Genomic DNA, 15,162 nt, shown 5'->3' with positions numbered 1-15,162 from the left:
TTCTTATTCTGTCCACGCTATCCCGGAATTGCGAGAAGTCGAGAAGTGCCCCCCCGTGCGTCAATGCGTGCGCAATCCACTCGCTGTAGATGCGCCGAAGATCGTACTCTGTCGCGCGATCAACATGAAGGTAAGGTTGGAGGTATTTGTCGAAATTAACAAGCTCAAGGAACTCATGCAATTCTAGATCGCGATTGTTAATAAGTCGCCCCTGGGAGCCACTTGGCTTTAGGCAGTGCAAAATTATATCGGAACCGGGAGTGTTTTCGCTGACGAAGTGTTTGAATGTGCCATGCTGCTTATCGAACACATCCGCTGTCACCACGATAAATCCCGCTGTCTCAATTGCCGATCGAAGTGCCCCCCATACGCTAGCAGATGAATTCATGAATACAAGAAGCATCCAGTGTTCAGGCCGAAGAACTCTGTACGCCTCAGAAAGACTCGCGAGCATCAGCTTCTCATAGTCTTCGAGGGTCTTTCCTTGCACTCGGTTGACAATCGCTTCTTTCGACGGATTTGTAAATCGGCCGAGCCATGATTCCCAGAGGAAGTTCATTTCGCTGTAATTAATATTTGCACCAAACGGGGGATCGGTGAAAATCAAATCGACCGAGTTGTCGGGCAAGTAGTCGAGACTCGTAGCTGATTGCTCGATAACCGCCGTTTGACCCGTGAAATGTTGAGCCGTTGTGCGGAGATGGTCTTCGATCGTGCGGGCTTTCCGCTCAAAACTGAGGAAAATGTTCGACTCCTCGAATATGAACGGAACATTCAAGCGAGCCGTATTGCCGCTTCCACCCCAGAATCGAAATTCGCTCAGTCGAGTTACACGGCGGTAGAGGGAAGTAAATACGAATGCGACCTGGCCGGCAACCTGGGCGTCTTCAATTCTGTGTATGTTTCGCCAGATGTGACTCAGACCAACGAGCGCACGATGCGTATAGAATTTATCTATCGTGTCGAGGCCGTGCTTTCGTGGTTGCGCAAGATTAACCCCATCAGGAAGTTTCAGATTAGGGTAGTAGCCAGTCGCAGGAGCAGTGCTGTCCTCAAGGGAGAAAATCAAATTTATATCAAAGTCATCAGGAGGCGCCGTAGCCTCCCGCTGACGGGATCCACAACATTTGTAGGCAATGTCGACGGGCTCAGCAATAGTGCGTTTCAGGGTCCGCTTCTTCAGCGTCGTGGAGCAGCTTGGGCAATCAAATTCGGAGAGAATTTTATGCTCACGGACAGTCTTTCCGTACCTCCGGCAAGCATCCCACAGGTTAAACTCATGGGTGCACTCCGGGCAGATTACACGGTATGACCAGACCGTGTAAAGAAGCTCTGTGGATTTCCTGCATTCTCGGCAATAGGTAGTGTAAAGTTTTTCTCGGAGACCTTTTAGGTCTTGGAGTACCGAGGTCGTTGCTTCTCTAAAAACTCTCGGATCGATCTTTGAGACAAAGCGGCTCGCGATAAAACACGCCGCCGGCGAAAGCTCATTTAGGATGCTATCGTAGCCGAGCGCGTTAGCGGCAACTCCCGTCATCCCGCTTCCCGCGAATAGATCCAGTACCAATCCACCTTCGGGCAGATAGTGGCGCAAGAGTTCCGCGATGCCTTGGGGGGGAACTTTTGTATGGTAGGTATGAGCGTCGTAGGTATAAGTATTTTTTCCTGCAGAAACCGCGCCGCTGGGTGGTTGACTCGACGTTGGCGCGGAAATTTGGTGATCGGCAAGCAGATCGCCAATTGATACGGCATTCGTAGACAGAAAAATTCGTTGCTTCGTAATTCGATCGAGAATATCATTTAGAGGATCGGTCGGCAGCGGGGATTTTGGCTCATCGCTATCTGATACATCAAAGAGTGATGGGCTATGGATAGCACCTGGGACGTGCGATGAGAAAATTATTTTTTCACCCGCACGGCCCTCTATTAGAGTCTTGATAGCGGATTGTTGTGCGGGTGTAGGCCGGATGGCTCCCGTTTCTATCCGCGTGAGTGCCGCTAGCGATATACCTAGCTTCCATGCCACATCGCGAGCACTCAATCCACGTCGGAGACGCCAGCTACCCAGTGCGGTGTCGATGCTACCGACCGTATGATTCGATTCGTTCTCATCCATCAATGGCCGCCAATTCTTAATCGTCTACCTCGGATAGCATATTGTGCCCTACCTGTGGGATGCTCTGATCTACCATCCTTAGGTCGAGATCCACCTGTGCGGTTCGTTACGCTGCGTCGCAGGCAATGATACAGCCACATGGACGAGGCGAGGATGGTTGCTGCCGATAGTAACCGACTGGATGCGCTAGGCCGGTTCACCGTCGGGATCCTTTGCCAGGGGCAGGTCGAGCGGTACGCCAACAGATCTGTTGATCGGTATCTCTCAGTAGGCTCGGGAGAACTCGACTATGCTGGCAAGGCGAAGTCTAAACGTCGGGCAGGCGAAAGAAGCATTTCGATTCCAGGGTCGGCCCGGCGCGCTGCGATTGTGCTCGTTTGAAGAAAGAGCCCGCCAGAGCCAGCGGTCACACCACACTCGCCTCTTACCTCAGGGCGCCCTTCCCCGGCTGGGCGCCCGATGATCTGACGGGGCACCGGCCGCGTCAAGGGCGCCCTTCGGGCGGTCCTTCGGACTGGCTGCGCCACCCTTGACCCGACCGGCGTCCCGCACAGGCGAAGGCGCTGTCCGGGGAACGGGACGAAGAAATGGGAGGCACGAGGAGCCGCCGTGGCCGCCCCGGCCAGTCCGCAGCCAGTCCGCAGGATGGTGAGATACCGCCGAAGACGACGGCAGATGCCGCAAGCCATCCGCGCAGGTCACGCGGCATCCGCCGAGGTCGGCGAGGTTTCCGGAAGTCCCTCATAATCCGTCGGTCGTGGGTTCGAGCCCCACCCGCCCCACGCATTTTTTGATCATGCCTCTGGCCTGGGCGAATGCGGTTTGCGATCTATCGCTTGAGATCCAGCGATGTGGAACGGTGCTGGTCAGGACCTCAACAGCTGGTTCGAGCCCCGCCTGGACGACCACGTTGCGGCCATGCGAACCGCCTCCGCCTCGCCGAGGTGCTGGGCAGCGGCGACTTCGGATGACATCCGTGGTTGTTATCGGTAGTCGCTGGGTCATCACCAAGAACGTACAGGGCAACCTGTTCGCCGACGGCCTGGACGGGGACGAAGGGGGACGGTCACGTCCAGACGCCGTTCACGACCGTGGCCGCGGACGGCGGCGGTATGGACGTCTTCCGTGGCAGCGCCGTCGGCGCCGTGACGTGGAGGTCAAGGTCCTGATCGACTGCACCGCCGACGAGACCGAGCGTGTGCGGCGACTGCTCGACGACGTCTTGGGGATCGGCGGCCTGTTCGTGCGGCGGTGCGTGGAGACCGCCACCGCATGAGGGCCACACAGGCTGGTCGGACCCCGGGGCCGTTCGTCAACCGCGGGCATCGGTCGTGGTGTGTGGTGGGCGATGCTGGTCTGGCTGAACCTGACTATATCTTCGGCCGGTGCCGACCCTCATCTGGATCAATGGTCCGAACGCCGTCGGGAAAACCCAGGTCGCTCACAACCTGCACCGCAGACTGCCCGGAAGCTTCATCAGCGACCCTGAGCACCTCGGCTTCGCGATGCGTCGGATGCTCCCAAAGCCCCGCCGCAGGGACTTCCGCGACGTCCCCCTGTGGCGCCAAGCGGTCAGCGAGATGCTCCGCCTTGCTCTCCAAGGTCCCGAGAACCCGGTGATCGCGCCGATGACCATCCTCGATTCCGACCTGCTCGCCGAACTGACGGCCTCGACCCGCGCCGCCGGACACCGCGTCGCTCATGTCACGCTCCTCGTCGACCGCACGACAATGATCCGCCGCATCCACCGACGCGGTGAGACATCCCGTAGTTACAGTGCCCGCCAGCTCGACCACGCCCTCGACGTCCTGCAAGCCCCCGAGTTCGCCCGCCATCTCGGCACCGACACCCTGTCGATCTCCGCCGTGGCGGATGACATCGCAAGCCACGCCGGGTTCACGCTCGGCCCTGACACGTCAGGGCGACTCGTGCGACATGGACGCCAACTCGCCGTCCAGCTACGCCACATCCGCCTCAACGCTTGAAGATCAGCCGGCTGTCGCCAACCATCGCCGCCGCAAGCGCGTCAGAGCCGCTGGCCCGGCCGGCCCGGCGGCGGGCGAAGACCTGGTGCGCCGACGTGGCAGCGGCAGGGAGCATGGGACGTCGCCTGGTTCATGACAGGAAGCATTGAGGAGTAACTCAGAGCCGTGTCCGGTCGCGATCTTTCCCGGCGGTTCTACGAACAGGCGGTTCGGCCGCTGGCCGCGGGGGTGCCCCACGCTGCCGCGTTGCTCGGTGAGGGTTCCGAGGTGCTCGGCTTCGACGACGAGGTCTCCACGGACCACGACTTTGGCCCCCGCGTCCAGCTCTTCGTCCCGCCAGGTCTCGACACCACGCCGCTCGACGTCGCCCTGGAGAGGCTGCCGGCCGGGTTCGGCGGTTTCCCGGTTGTCTATCCCGACAGCGACACCGACACGACGGCCGGCCGCACCATCAGTAGGAAGAACCGTTCATCGGCCGCGCAGGTGGCCGCGGCGGCGACCTCGGCTCACGCATACTCACCGCCCGCGTCGCCCGCGACCTTGCCCGGATCGGATTCCTCCTCGAACGCCGCTGGGCCCCGTACAGCAAGTGGCTGATGACCGCGTTCGCGCAGTTGACCCTCGCGGACCAGGTCGGTCGGCACCTGCGCCACGCGCTCGACGCGACGCGGTGGCGGGAACGCGAAGCAGCGTTGTGCGCCACGGCCAGTCACCTCGCCGACGCCACGAACCGGCTTGGTCTGGCCGAGCCTGTCGACCCCGCGCCGCGCCGCTTTCATTCCCGGGACATCCGGGTACTCGGCGCCGGGCGCCTCACCCGTGCGCTGACCGATGCGATCAGCGATCCGTAGCTGCGAGCCCTCCTCACCCGGCTCGGACACCGACCCGACGGCCCGTTCGGCCATCTCCCCGGCGCGATCGACCAGGCCATCGACAGCGTCGAGGTCCTCACCCAACCGAGCCGCCGCCGCGACTATGCCCCCATGCTTGGACTCTGGGTGTGAATCTCGCGGCAAGCTGTCCGCGGAGTGGATCGGGCAACTCGGCGGCGCCGGCGACTGGACGCATGACCAGATGCACCTCGTGCGTCGGACTGCTTCGCGACGCTTCGGGTCGCGGCTGGGTGGTGGTTCGCGCGGCACGCAGGACGCCGGTGGGCGTCGCGCGTGAGGCGGTACCCGAGTCGTGCGGTCGTGGCTGTCTGGAGGCGATAATGGCCAGGTGACCGTCGACCTTCGTGACAGCCGGATCGCCGAGGTGTGCCGGCGCTACGGCGTCGCCGAGCTGTCCGTCTTCGGCTCGGCGGCTCGCGGCGACGACACCGACTCCTCGGACGTCGACCTGCTGTACGTGCTGGCGCCCGACTCGACGCTTGGCTTCGAGATCGTCGATCTCCGGGACGAGCTTGAGAAGATCGTCGGTCGTTGCGTCGACCTGGTTCCCAAGTCTCGGCTGAAATGGGTCATCCGCGATCGGGTGCTCGCGGAGGCTCGGGTCCTCTATGCGGCGTGATGAGCTGTACCTCGTCGACATGATCGAAGCTGCGGTCGCCGCGACGGCGTTCGTCCGGGACGTCGACGAGACCGCGTTCCTGGCGAGCGACCTGATCCAGAGCGCCGTTCTGTAGAAGCTTCTGGTGATCGGCGAGGCGGCCGGGCGAGTGCCGCCCGAGATCCGCGCGCGCTGGCCGGACGTGCCGTGGCGGTCCGTCACAGGCTTCCGCAACATCGCCGTTCACACCTACTTCGACGTCGACTGGTCAATTGTGTGGCGAATCGCCACGACCGCGCTGCGCGAGCTCCAGGAGCAACTGACAATGCTCCTCAAGGCAGAATTCCCGCTCGTCGCCAGCCAACCCGACCAGCCGTACTGACCACGGGCACATCGCCCTGGGTGTGGACGTACTGGCCGCCAGCCCCTCCTCGGCGCGGCCGCAGCCTGAGCACAAGCACATTCCGAGGCGGAATAGGAAGGTCGACACGACCACGATGCCCAACGATCACGGTCACCAGGGGGCCCGGAAGTGCCCGGACCGCCAGGCGTTCGGAACGCTTGTTCTCCTCGGTAGACGATGTTCCGGTCGGCACGATCACCGAGCATCGTCCCTGTTCGTGGCACGTGTGGCGACCGGCCGGACGGTGATTTCAGGGCCTTCAACCAAGTCAGCCGGGCCTGTGGACGTCGCGACGGCGTGAAATGATCTCGGCGGGGTCGGGTTGTGAGCCCGTTTGATCTTGCGTGGTGAGCGCGTAACTAAGTCTGGAGCCGGGAGCGGCGCGAGAGTTGCGTCCTGTCGCTGCGAGCACGCCGGCCAGATTCGTCCGGTCCCTGCCTTGCTCCCCGGCCCCGCCCCTGTCGATGAGTGGTCGTGAAGGAGCGGGCGGGCCGCAAGGTGCGGTCGGCGTCGGCGGCCGGGCCGTGCGCATGCCCGCCGTGCCCACCCGAGCCACCGTGCCCGTGCCCGTGGTCGTCGTCGCTCATGCATCCTGTCCTACGTCACCTGACCGCCTCCCGCGTCGGTTCGGTGGGGACCACCCATGGCCCGCTGAACCGACGCGGCGCGCGGATGCGAGGCCATGGGCCAGCGCCGCTGGTCGGCTGGCGCGCCGCCCATGCTCGGGGTGAGCGTGCCGCAGTCGGTCGAGGCCTCGGTCGGCCGTCAGTGTTTGACGAGGCGGTCGGCCGTCTCGCGGAGCGCGGCCAGACGGGCGCGGTACTCCTGCTCGTCGATCTCCCCGCGGGCGAAGCGGTCGGCCAAGACCTGCTCGGGAGACGGTCCGGCGGGCCCATCGGCGGCCGGAGGCGCGGCGGGTGGCCACATCGGGGGACGGCCGCGATCGCCGGCGTGGGTCAGCGCCCGTACCACCAGCACCGCCCCGATGATGAGCACAGCCCAGAACAGCAGCATGCCCAGGGACATCGCAAACCAGCCCCAGCCGCTTATTCCATGGCCGTCGTACCAGTACATCATCACTGTCACCTCCCGGAGCGAGCGGACGGGACGGCCCGAATCGGTCCCCACGCCGCGCTCCCTCCCGCTTCCAGAGTGCGGCGAGTCGCGCTGGAGCGCAGGTGCTGGATGATCCGACGTCGCCGGGTCAATCCGCTCACCGCCGTGTGCCCAATTGCCCAGCATGGTCAGCTCTGCGCCGAGCCGACGACGCACTGACCATCCACGCAGGGCCTGGGGCGAGGACCGAGAGGTCGCCGCGGGTTCGGTGACCGCTGGTCGGCCTACGTCGCGTCCACCCCGGCGTTCATCGCACGCCACCATCGCGCCGTCGCCGGGGACCGGGAGGAGGGGCCAGGCGGACAAGCCGTGGGGACGGCAGTCCCGGTAGGTCAGCGCGCCGGGCTCTTCCCCGATCCCGAGTCACCCCAGGCTTGTCGCATTCAGAGCGCGGCGCGGAGGGACACTTCGCCGGGTTCTATGCTGCGGCCGTCTGGACGGGGAGGCCGGCGAGGCGCCATTCCAGCATGCCGTCGGCCAAGCGTGCCGCGGTGCGTCTCTGGGCGTGCAGGAAGCGGACGGCGTCGTGGGCTAGCACGCAGTACGCGCCACGGCAGTAGGCCACGATCGCCGCGTCGGCGGGGATCTCGTCGAGCCGGTCGGTCAGCTCCTCCAGCGGGATGCCCAGCGCGCCGGGAATGTGGCCCTGGAGGTACTCCTCGGTCGGGCGGACGTCGAGGACGACGGTCCGGCCTGTGCGTACCTGTTCGAGCAGGTCGTCGCGGGTGACCTCCTGTACCGGTTCGCCGCCGTCGGCCGCGCCCGTCATGCCGAGGTAGGCGATGCGGGCCGCGTCCACGTCGGCGAGGTGGGCGTGGGCGACCGAGCGCAGGTGGGTGTAGAGGGCGGCGACGTCGTCGCCGGCCAGTGAGTAGTGGATGCGGGTGCCGTCACGGCGGGTGGTGACCAGGCCCGCTTGGCGCAGCGTCTGAAGGTGCGCTGAAGCGGTGGTCAGGCCGAGGCCGGCGGCGCGGGCGAGGGCGTCGACGCTGCGTTCGCCCTGGGCGAGCAGGTCGAGTAGCTCCAGCCGCTTGCCGCTGGCCAGTGCCTTACCCACCCGGGCGAACTGCTCGTAGAGCGCGGCTTTGCGGTCCCGATCACCCACAGCGGACTCCCACGGACTATATTCCAGTAATCTCTGGATTACTGTATAACCGGGGTGGCGGCATGCTGCCGCGGAGCTGCTCGGGAGGTCGGCATGGCAGCGATCGAGGTCGGGGCAGGGCTGGTTCCCCTCGTCGACGAGGGGCTGGGGAATTCGACCTACCTGGTCGAACTGGGTGACGGCCGGGCGCTGGTGGTGGACCCGAGCCGGGACCTGCGCACGCTGCGGGCCGCCGCCGACGCCCGCGGGCTGCGTGTCGCGTTCGTCGCCGACACGCACCTGCACGCCGACTTCCTGTCCGGCGCCCGCCAGCTCGCCGCCGACGACGGGGCCCGCATCCTGGCCTCAGCCGCCGGCAACCGCACGTTCCCCCACATCGGGCTGCGGGACGCCGACGACGTCGACCTCGGTGGGCTGCGGCTGCATGCGGTGGCCACACCGGGTCACACGGCGGAGCATCTGGCGTTCGTCCTGTTCGACGGCGACAGGTCGCTCGGAGTGTTCACCGGCGGGTCGCTGCTGGTGGGGGCGGCGGCCCGCACCGACCTGGTCGCGCCGGACCGGACCGAGGCGCTCGCCCGCGCCCAGTACGCCTCGTTGCAGCGACTGCTGGACCTCGGCGACGACGTCGCGGTGTGGCCCACCCATGGCGCCGGATCGTTCTGCTCCGCGCCGCCGGGCGCGGAGCGGACCACGACAATCGGCCGGGAGAAGGCCACCAACCCGCTGCTGCACGCCGGCAGCGAGGACGCGTTCGTCGCCGCGTTGCTGGGCTCGCTCGGTAGCTTCCCGCCCTACTTCCTGCGCCTCGGCGATGCCAACCGCCGTGGCCCCGCCGTTCTCGACGCGCCGCCTGCGCTGGCCTGCCTGGACGTGTCCCAGGTCCGGGCGCTGCTGGGTGAAGGAGCCGAACTACTCGACGTGCGCCCGCTGCCCGACGTCGCAGCCGGTCACATCCCCGGAGCACTGTCGATCCCGCTGCGGCCGGCGTTCGCCAGTCGGCTGGGCTGGCTTGCGCCGCACGACCGGCCGATCATCGTCATCCGCAACGCCGACCAGGACCCGGCAGAGATCCTCTGGCAGGCGCTGAAGATCGGCTACGACAATCTGGCCGGTGAGCTCGGCGGCGGCCTCAACGCATGGACGGCGGCCGGCCACCCGACCGCCACCATCCCCCTGGTCCAGCCCGGTCGGCTCGGCACAGCGCACGTCCTCGACAGCCGCCAGCACGCAGAGTTCACCGCCGGGCACCTGCCCGGCGCCATCCACGTCGAGCTCGGCGACCTGCCAGCCAGAGTGGATGATCTGCCCGCCATCCTGCCTGCGGGGCCGACGGTCGTGATGTGCGGGCACGGGGAACGCGCCATGGGCGCCGCCAGCCTCCTCCTGCGCGCCGGCCGCCGCGACCTCGGCGTCCTCGTCGGCGGGATGCTCGGCCAGGAACGCACCGTCCTGCCCCTGCTCGCTGAGAACACCTTCGGCCTGACCGCCTACACCGCCGCGCTGACCTACATCGTCGCGTTCGGAGTCACGAAGGCCGCCACCAACTACCTGGCCGGCGCGCTGTCGGACCGGTACGGCCGCAAACCGGTCCTGGTGACCGGCTGGGTGGTCGCCGCGCCCGTGCCGCTGCTGCTGATCTGGGCGCCCACCTGGGGCTGGGTGGTTGCGGCGAACGTGCTGCTCGGGGTAAGCCAGGGGCTGACCTGGTCCACGACCGTCATCATGAAGATCGACCTGGTCGGGCCGGCGCGGCGCGGGCTGGCGATGGGATTCAACGAGGCCGCCGGTTACCTCGCCGTCGCGGTTACCGCCCTGGCCACCGGCTACCTGGCAGCCCACCACGGGCTGCGCCCCGCCCCGTTCCTGGTCGGGATCGTCTACGCTGCCCTCGGCCTGGGCCTGTCCACCCTCGCCGTCCGCGAGACCCAGGGACACGCCCGCGCTGAAGCCGCCGGCCACCGCGCCCGCCCGGACGGGATGCACGACCACCTCCACGGCGGGCTCACCCCCGGCGGATCTTCACCCAGACCAGCTTCACCGAACCTGCGCTGTCCGCGGTCAGCCAGGCCGGAATGGTCAACAACCTCAACGACGGCCTCGCCTGGGGCCTGTTCCCCATCCTGTTCACCACCGCCGGGCTGTCACTGACCCGCATCGGCATCCTCGCCGCCCTCTACCCCGCCGTCTGGGGAGTCGGGCAACTCGCCACCGGCGCGCTGTCGGACCGCATCGGCCGCAAACGACTCATCATCGCGGGCATGGGCATCCAAGCCTGCGCACTTGCCGTGGTCGCCGCCGGACATAGCTTCACCGTCTGGGCGGTGGCCGCCGTCCTGCTCGGCGCCGGCACCGCTATGGTCTACCCCACCCTGCTGGCCGCCGTCGGCGACGTCGCCCACCCCGCCTGGCGCGCCCGCGCCGTCGGCGTCTACACGCCTCTGGCGCGACAGCGGCTTCGCCATCGGGGCGCTGCTCGCCGGAGCGATCGCCGACCTCGCCGGCATCCCCGCCGCGATCTGGACCGTCACCGCCCTCACCGCGGCGTCCGGCCTCGTAGTCGCCGTCCGGATGTATGAGACGCATACCCCCGCTGCCCAGCCGCGACGACAGACAGCACAACGAGAGACAGCACACTGACTGCGACGAGGCGCGGTCCGGGCCGGGGCCGCGCTGACCGGACAACGTCCGCCAGCAGCCGCAGCCGCCGCAGCAGCCGCCGTGGCCGGCGGCCCGCGCGGGCACCCTCACCCTGCCCGCCCTTCAGGAGGAACCGTGCCCGCCGTGTCTCACCCCATCTTCGCCCGGGTCTACCCGCGCCTCAGCGCGGCGTTCGACGCGGCAGTGGTCGCGCTGGTGCTGTGCACCGTGCCTGACCAGGCCGCCGCGCTGACCCGTTACTACGCAGATAGCGCGCTGCACAGCCGCACCGACGTCCATGTCCTCATCGCTACCCTGCTACCCGACACCGCACTGCCCCCACCACCCGCCCGCTGACCGGGTCCGCCACCGCCCCGCGGACCAGTCAGCGCAGCCCGGCTGGTCCGCGGTTACCGGACACCGAAACGCCTCACGGCGAGGCTGGACGGCGGCTGGTGAGGTGGCGAGCGAGCAGGGCGTCGAGGGAATACCGTCCCGGTCCGCCGATCAGGAGGAAGAGCAGGCCGAGGAGCATCGACCAGTCGGTGCGGGCGTCGTGCGCCATCCCCCAGAAACCTGACACGCCGAGGAAACCGGCCGGTTGCAGCTCGCGTAGCTTGGTCAGGACGATCGCGAGGCAGATGTCGACCAGCAGCGGCAGGCATGCCAGCCGGGTAAGCAGGCCGGCCAACAGCAGACAGCCACAGACGATCTCGATGGTTCCGTCGAAGTAGGCGAAGAACCCGGGCGCCGGAATACCGATCTTGTCGAAGCGGCCCGGGCCGAGCTTGTCCGGGAACAGGAACTTCTGGATGCCCTCGGGCACAAACACCGCGCCGACGAGCAGCCGGATCAGAATCGTCTCCGCCGGCCCGTCCGCCTTGAGCGCCCTGACGACGTCCGGCATCTTTGCCTCCCTTCTCCTGCTCCGGTGAGCTGCCCCGAGGCAGACGACCGGTCACGGTGACCGTGATGGCGGGCTATCCGCGCGGGGTGAACTGGGACAGCTCGTAGATGCCGAGCTTCTTTTCGGCCGCGGCGACCTGGGCGACGACGTCGGCGAAGCCGTCAGACGGCCGGCTTGCTCCAGAGGGAAAGACATACCGCTCCTCCACCTGCTCGTGGTAGTCCTCCACGAAGGTGCGAACGATCTGCGCGCTGGCCGCCAACGCCTGGACCGGCGGCGGCTCACCCACCTCCAGACGTCGAATTCGAGGAGATCGAGTACCGGCCGGACGCGCTGGTCTTCGGAGTGAGGTCGCTGCCCGTGAGCTGGTGAGCGCCGCGGCCGAGAACCAGCTAATCCCATGAGTCGTGTGTTCCATACTCATAAGTTCGGCCTCCAGGACTTCATGATATGTTTTTGCCGACCTCGGAGGTCGTATCTCTGTCTATGGAATCCGACCGAGTGGAGAGGCCTGATGGCGCGGGTGCCCCAGGACCGGCTCGATCCCGTACTGCGCCGCATGATCGCCGTGGCTCTGCTCGGCGGCTACGCCGCGCACGTCCTTCGCCCCCGTGGCACGCCACCGCTGATCGACCTGCGCCTGTTCGACCGCCCCGCGTTCGGCGCCAGCGTCGTGGCGGCCGCCCTGCTGCTGGCGCCGTTCGGGCTCGGCTCGGCGCTGGTCATGCCACTGGCCGGGCGGCTGTCGGACCGGCTCGGCTCCCGGGTGCTGGCGGTCGGCGGGGCCGAGCGTGTGTGAGGCCGGGCGTGCGTGACGGCGATCCGTCTACGACGGCTCGATCATCGAGTGGGCCGCGCGGGCCGACCTGCCGATGGAGGTCGGCTGAGCATGTCCGGCAGAACGTTGACACCGAAAGGCCACCGAACGTGACACTTCCCGACCTGATCGCGTCCGACGACACGGACGCCCGGCTCGCGCGGCTGGACGCCGAACGGGAGATCCTGCGGACCTTCACGCGGTTCTTCCGGCTCCTGGGCACCCGGCAGTACGAGCGTGTCGCGGCGGAGTGCCTCACCCCGGACGCCGAGCTCGACCACCACCTGCCGGGCCCGCGCCGGCTGCGCGGCCGGGACGAGATCACGCGCTACCTGCTCACCGAGTTCGCGGCACGGACCGAGATGGTCGCGCACGTTCCCGGCCTCACCGTCGTCGACTGGGACGACAACGGCGAGCCGCGGCTGTCCGCCTACACCACGGACTGGCACTGGTTCACCGCCAACGCCCGGCTGGGCGAGCTGCGTCCCGCGGACTGGACCGCGGTCGGCCTGGTCGAGGACGCCTACCGCCAGGAGGGCGGCCGCTGGCTCATAGCCCGGCGCCGGGTGACCCCGGTCGCGGGGCTGGTCGCCACCGGCTCGCCGCCGATCGCGCTGTGACGGGACGGAGCCGAACATCATGACGACCGCCCTTGACCGGCTCGGCCGCCTCGAGGCGGAGCGGGCCATCCTCGGGACGCACTTCCGCTTCTTCCGCCTCACCGACCTCAGTGAGTTCGAGCTGCTCGGCCGGCAGTGCTTCACCCGCGACGCGCGCATCGAGTACCGGATCATGCCCGGCCCACCGCAGCGCTTCGCCAGCCGTGACGAGTTCGTCGGCTTCATGCTCGCCGCCGGCGGCCACCATCGGTTGTCCGGGCCCACGATCGCCCACACCAGCGCGCCCCCCGACATCGACTGGAGCGGCGGCCAGCCCCGGCTCACGGGCTACGCGACCGTCTGGCACTGGGCCGCGACCCGGGACTTCGGAGGGCGGCCCCGGCCAGCGGACTGGACCACCATCGGGCTCGTCGAGGACGTCTACCGCTGCGGGGGGGCCAGTGGCTCATCGCGGACCGTCTCATCACCCCGGCCGCCGGCCTGGTCGCCACGGGCGCCTCGCCGGGCCCCGGCCGCCCCGCACCACGCTGAGCCCGCGTCACCGGGCTGGCGTTCCGCCGGATCCCGGCGGGATCCCACCGGATCCCGCCGGCCCGGCGGACGACGCGCCGACGACGTTACGATGAACCGATGAGCGCACCGCAGGCGCCCGTCGGCCGGCGACACGGTGACCAGCCGGATCTCGTGACCAGGCGAACATGGTGACCAGCCGGGCTACGTTCGCCGGCGCGGCCCCGCCGGTCGAGCGGGCGTTGTCGCGTGGGCGCATCGACAAACGGGCGGCGATCCTCGATGCCGCCTTCGACGTCTTCGCGCGCCGGGGTTACGAGCAGACGAGCGTGAAGGAGATCGCCGACGAGGCGAACGTCGCCAAGACGACGGTCTACAGCCACCTGGAGGACAAGGAGCACCTGTTCCGCCAGACGATGGCGGCCGCGGCGGCGGCGGCGCTGGCGGAGAACCTCGCCGCTCTCGACCGGCTCCGCGATCCCGGGGACGACCTGCGAGCGGCCCTGGAGGAGACCGCGGCGCGGATGCTCGAGGTGTGCTGCGGCCATCGTTCCCGGGCGCTGCGCTGGCTGACCTACGGCCAGGTCGCTCGCTTCCCCGACCTGATCGACACCGTCCAGGGGCGGACGTCCGTCCAGCTCGGTGAGGCGCTGGCCGACCGGTTCGCCCGGTTGTCTCTCACCGGGGGGCTCCGCCGCTGTGACCCCGCCGAGGCCGCCGAGCAGTTTCTCGCGCTGCTCGTCGGCCCTGTGGAGACCCGGAGCCGGATGGGCACCCGCGACCTTCCTCCGGAGGAGATGCGCGGGCTGTCCCGGTCCGCGGTGGACACCTTCCTCCGGGCGTACGAGCCGTCCTCCTGACGTACTTCCCGACGTCGTACTTCCCGACGTCGTAGCCGCCGGCTCGACCCGAGGTCCCGGCGGGACCTCCCCGTAGTCCGGAGTACGGGACCGGCAGCCTGCGGTCGGGACAGGTCAACGCTATCGGCCGGATCGGCCGCGCGGAGGAGGCCGCGCTGAAAGGCGCGCCGGTGCGGCTGCAGTCGTACACGATCCCCGGAGTCGGCTACACGCTCGGATTCAACAACGCCAAGCCGGTCCTGAAGGACGCCGCGGTGCGCAAGGCGGTACGTGGAAAGGCGTCTCTTGCCGCGCAGCGCGTGATCCATGCATTGTGTAGCATCCTGATTGCCGGCCGATTACTCCTGTGGTGATGATCCTGGACCCGGGCCGCGCCGAGTCGCTTCTTGCGTGATCGACGCCAGGATGAGGCGCCGACGCCGCGCCACCGGGCCTCGGGCTATCGCGCGCAGGCTCCGTGTCCGAGGCGAGGGGCAGCGTCCGACCCTCGGGGAACCCGGTGCGCTGGTGTGGCTCGCGGATCATCACCTCTGCCGTGCGAATGCCAGTCCGATGGGGCCAGGCGATGCACGTGCGTCGGGGTCGACCGTCA

21 protein-coding genes are annotated in these 15,162 nt (G+C 67.5%); 15 read left to right on the top strand and 6 right to left on the bottom strand.

Translation table 11 applies throughout. The features are described 5' to 3' along the window. The coding region (locus AC08OU_RS13995; protein ID WP_476605077.1) for a DNA methyltransferase at positions 1-2,116 on the bottom strand (2,116 nt) is incomplete at its 3' end. A gap of 976 nt (positions 2,117-3,092) precedes the next feature. On the opposite strand from AC08OU_RS13995, the gene AC08OU_RS13990 reads away from it, so the two are divergent. Both AC08OU_RS13990 and AC08OU_RS13985 read left to right on the top strand, forming a co-directional pair. Then, positions 3,093-3,392 carry a hypothetical protein gene (locus AC08OU_RS13990; RefSeq protein WP_476605076.1) on the top strand — a complete coding sequence of 100 codons (300 nt, stop codon included), beginning with the start codon at positions 3,093-3,095 and terminating at the stop codon, positions 3,390-3,392. Positions 3,393-3,501: 109 nt separating this feature from the next. Next, positions 3,502-4,101 (top strand): ATP-binding protein, encoded by a 600-nt coding sequence (locus tag AC08OU_RS13985; protein WP_476600715.1) that lies wholly within the window; start codon positions 3,502-3,504, stop codon positions 4,099-4,101. Here the strand turns inward: AC08OU_RS13985 and AC08OU_RS13980 are convergent. After that, positions 4,091-4,216, bottom strand: a complete 126-nt coding sequence (locus AC08OU_RS13980) for a hypothetical protein (protein ID WP_476600717.1) — start codon at positions 4,214-4,216, stop codon at positions 4,091-4,093. The two genes, AC08OU_RS13985 and AC08OU_RS13980, sit on opposite strands and share 11 nt — an antisense overlap. A gap of 50 nt (positions 4,217-4,266) precedes the next feature. Between AC08OU_RS13980 and AC08OU_RS13975 the strand changes: the two genes are divergently transcribed. The 5 genes from AC08OU_RS13975 to AC08OU_RS13955 all read left to right on the top strand — a co-directional run bounded on the left by AC08OU_RS13975 (position 4,267) and on the right by AC08OU_RS13955 (position 5,974). Further along, positions 4,267-4,698 (top strand): hypothetical protein, encoded by a 432-nt coding sequence (locus AC08OU_RS13975; protein WP_462186703.1) that lies wholly within the window; start codon positions 4,267-4,269, stop codon positions 4,696-4,698. Next, positions 4,614-4,952 (top strand): DUF4037 domain-containing protein, encoded by a 339-nt coding sequence (locus AC08OU_RS13970; RefSeq protein ID WP_476600747.1) that lies wholly within the window; start codon positions 4,614-4,616, stop codon positions 4,950-4,952. The genes AC08OU_RS13975 and AC08OU_RS13970 overlap by 85 nt, the downstream gene beginning before the upstream one ends. A 370-nt stretch (positions 4,953-5,322) precedes the next feature. Continuing rightward, positions 5,323-5,613 carry a nucleotidyltransferase family protein gene (locus AC08OU_RS13965; RefSeq protein WP_476600719.1) on the top strand — a complete coding sequence of 97 codons (291 nt, stop codon included), beginning with the start codon at positions 5,323-5,325 and terminating at the stop codon, positions 5,611-5,613. Then, complete coding sequence (locus tag AC08OU_RS13960) at positions 5,603-5,728, top strand: ribonuclease HepT family protein (RefSeq protein WP_476600721.1); 126 nt, start codon at positions 5,603-5,605, stop codon at positions 5,726-5,728. The genes AC08OU_RS13965 and AC08OU_RS13960 overlap by 11 nt, the downstream gene beginning before the upstream one ends. 9 nt (positions 5,729-5,737) lie before the next feature. Beyond that, on the top strand, positions 5,738-5,974 hold the full coding sequence (locus AC08OU_RS13955) for a HepT-like ribonuclease domain-containing protein (RefSeq protein WP_476600723.1): 237 nt from the start codon (positions 5,738-5,740) through the stop codon (positions 5,972-5,974). A 786-nt stretch (positions 5,975-6,760) separates the two neighbouring features. Here AC08OU_RS13955 and AC08OU_RS13950 read toward each other — a convergent pair. Together AC08OU_RS13950 and AC08OU_RS13945 are read right to left on the bottom strand one after the other, a co-directional pair. Continuing rightward, on the bottom strand, positions 6,761-7,123 hold the full coding sequence (locus AC08OU_RS13950) for an SHOCT domain-containing protein (protein WP_476600725.1): 363 nt from the start codon (positions 7,121-7,123) through the stop codon (positions 6,761-6,763). A gap of 406 nt (positions 7,124-7,529) precedes the next feature. After that, positions 7,530-8,216 (bottom strand): ArsR/SmtB family transcription factor, encoded by a 687-nt coding sequence (locus tag AC08OU_RS13945; RefSeq protein ID WP_476600727.1) that lies wholly within the window; start codon positions 8,214-8,216, stop codon positions 7,530-7,532. A gap of 93 nt (positions 8,217-8,309) precedes the next feature. Between AC08OU_RS13945 and AC08OU_RS13940 the strand changes: the two genes are divergently transcribed. The 3 genes from AC08OU_RS13940 to AC08OU_RS13930 all read left to right on the top strand — a co-directional run bounded on the left by AC08OU_RS13940 (position 8,310) and on the right by AC08OU_RS13930 (position 11,213). After that, positions 8,310-10,367, top strand: coding sequence for an MFS transporter (locus AC08OU_RS13940; RefSeq protein WP_476600729.1), 2,058 nt, complete (start codon positions 8,310-8,312; stop codon positions 10,365-10,367). After that, positions 10,292-10,795 carry an MFS transporter gene (locus AC08OU_RS13935; protein WP_476600731.1) on the top strand — a complete coding sequence of 168 codons (504 nt, stop codon included), beginning with the start codon at positions 10,292-10,294 and terminating at the stop codon, positions 10,793-10,795. Before AC08OU_RS13940 ends, AC08OU_RS13935 begins: the two co-directional genes overlap by 76 nt. Before the next feature lie 196 nt (positions 10,796-10,991). Next, positions 10,992-11,213 carry a hypothetical protein gene (locus tag AC08OU_RS13930; protein ID WP_476600733.1) on the top strand — a complete coding sequence of 74 codons (222 nt, stop codon included), beginning with the start codon at positions 10,992-10,994 and terminating at the stop codon, positions 11,211-11,213. 73 nt (positions 11,214-11,286) lie between these two features. Here AC08OU_RS13930 and AC08OU_RS13925 read toward each other — a convergent pair whose 3' ends face one another. Both AC08OU_RS13925 and AC08OU_RS13920 read right to left on the bottom strand, forming a co-directional pair. Next, positions 11,287-11,763 carry a DoxX family protein gene (locus tag AC08OU_RS13925; RefSeq protein WP_476600735.1) on the bottom strand — a complete coding sequence of 159 codons (477 nt, stop codon included), beginning with the start codon at positions 11,761-11,763 and terminating at the stop codon, positions 11,287-11,289. 73 nt (positions 11,764-11,836) lie between these two features. Continuing rightward, on the bottom strand, positions 11,837-12,052 hold the full coding sequence (locus AC08OU_RS13920) for a hypothetical protein (RefSeq protein WP_476600737.1): 216 nt from the start codon (positions 12,050-12,052) through the stop codon (positions 11,837-11,839). A 225-nt stretch (positions 12,053-12,277) separates the two neighbouring features. Here AC08OU_RS13920 and AC08OU_RS13915 point away from each other — a divergent pair, with 225 nt between their 5' ends. From AC08OU_RS13915 to AC08OU_RS13895, 5 genes are all read left to right on the top strand, one after another. Then, positions 12,278-12,562, top strand: a complete 285-nt coding sequence (locus tag AC08OU_RS13915) for a hypothetical protein (RefSeq protein ID WP_476600739.1) — start codon at positions 12,278-12,280, stop codon at positions 12,560-12,562. 128 nt (positions 12,563-12,690) lie between these two features. Next, complete coding sequence (locus AC08OU_RS13910) at positions 12,691-13,200, top strand: nuclear transport factor 2 family protein (protein WP_476600741.1); 510 nt, start codon at positions 12,691-12,693, stop codon at positions 13,198-13,200. A 19-nt stretch (positions 13,201-13,219) separates the two neighbouring features. Beyond that, positions 13,220-13,834, top strand: coding sequence for a nuclear transport factor 2 family protein (locus tag AC08OU_RS13905; protein ID WP_476600743.1), 615 nt, complete (start codon positions 13,220-13,222; stop codon positions 13,832-13,834). A 64-nt stretch (positions 13,835-13,898) separates the two neighbouring features. After that, complete coding sequence (locus tag AC08OU_RS13900) at positions 13,899-14,570, top strand: TetR/AcrR family transcriptional regulator (protein WP_476600745.1); 672 nt, start codon at positions 13,899-13,901, stop codon at positions 14,568-14,570. A 170-nt stretch (positions 14,571-14,740) separates the two neighbouring features. After that, the gene (locus tag AC08OU_RS13895) at positions 14,741-14,923 is read left to right on the top strand and encodes a hypothetical protein (protein ID WP_462186712.1); all 183 of its coding nucleotides are present in this window, start codon (positions 14,741-14,743) and stop codon (positions 14,921-14,923) included. The last annotated feature ends 239 nt before the right edge of the window (positions 14,924-15,162 follow it).

This window comes from Frankia sp. CcMO1 (genome assembly GCF_977945845.1).
This window is presented reverse-complemented; position numbering and strand designations above follow the sequence as displayed.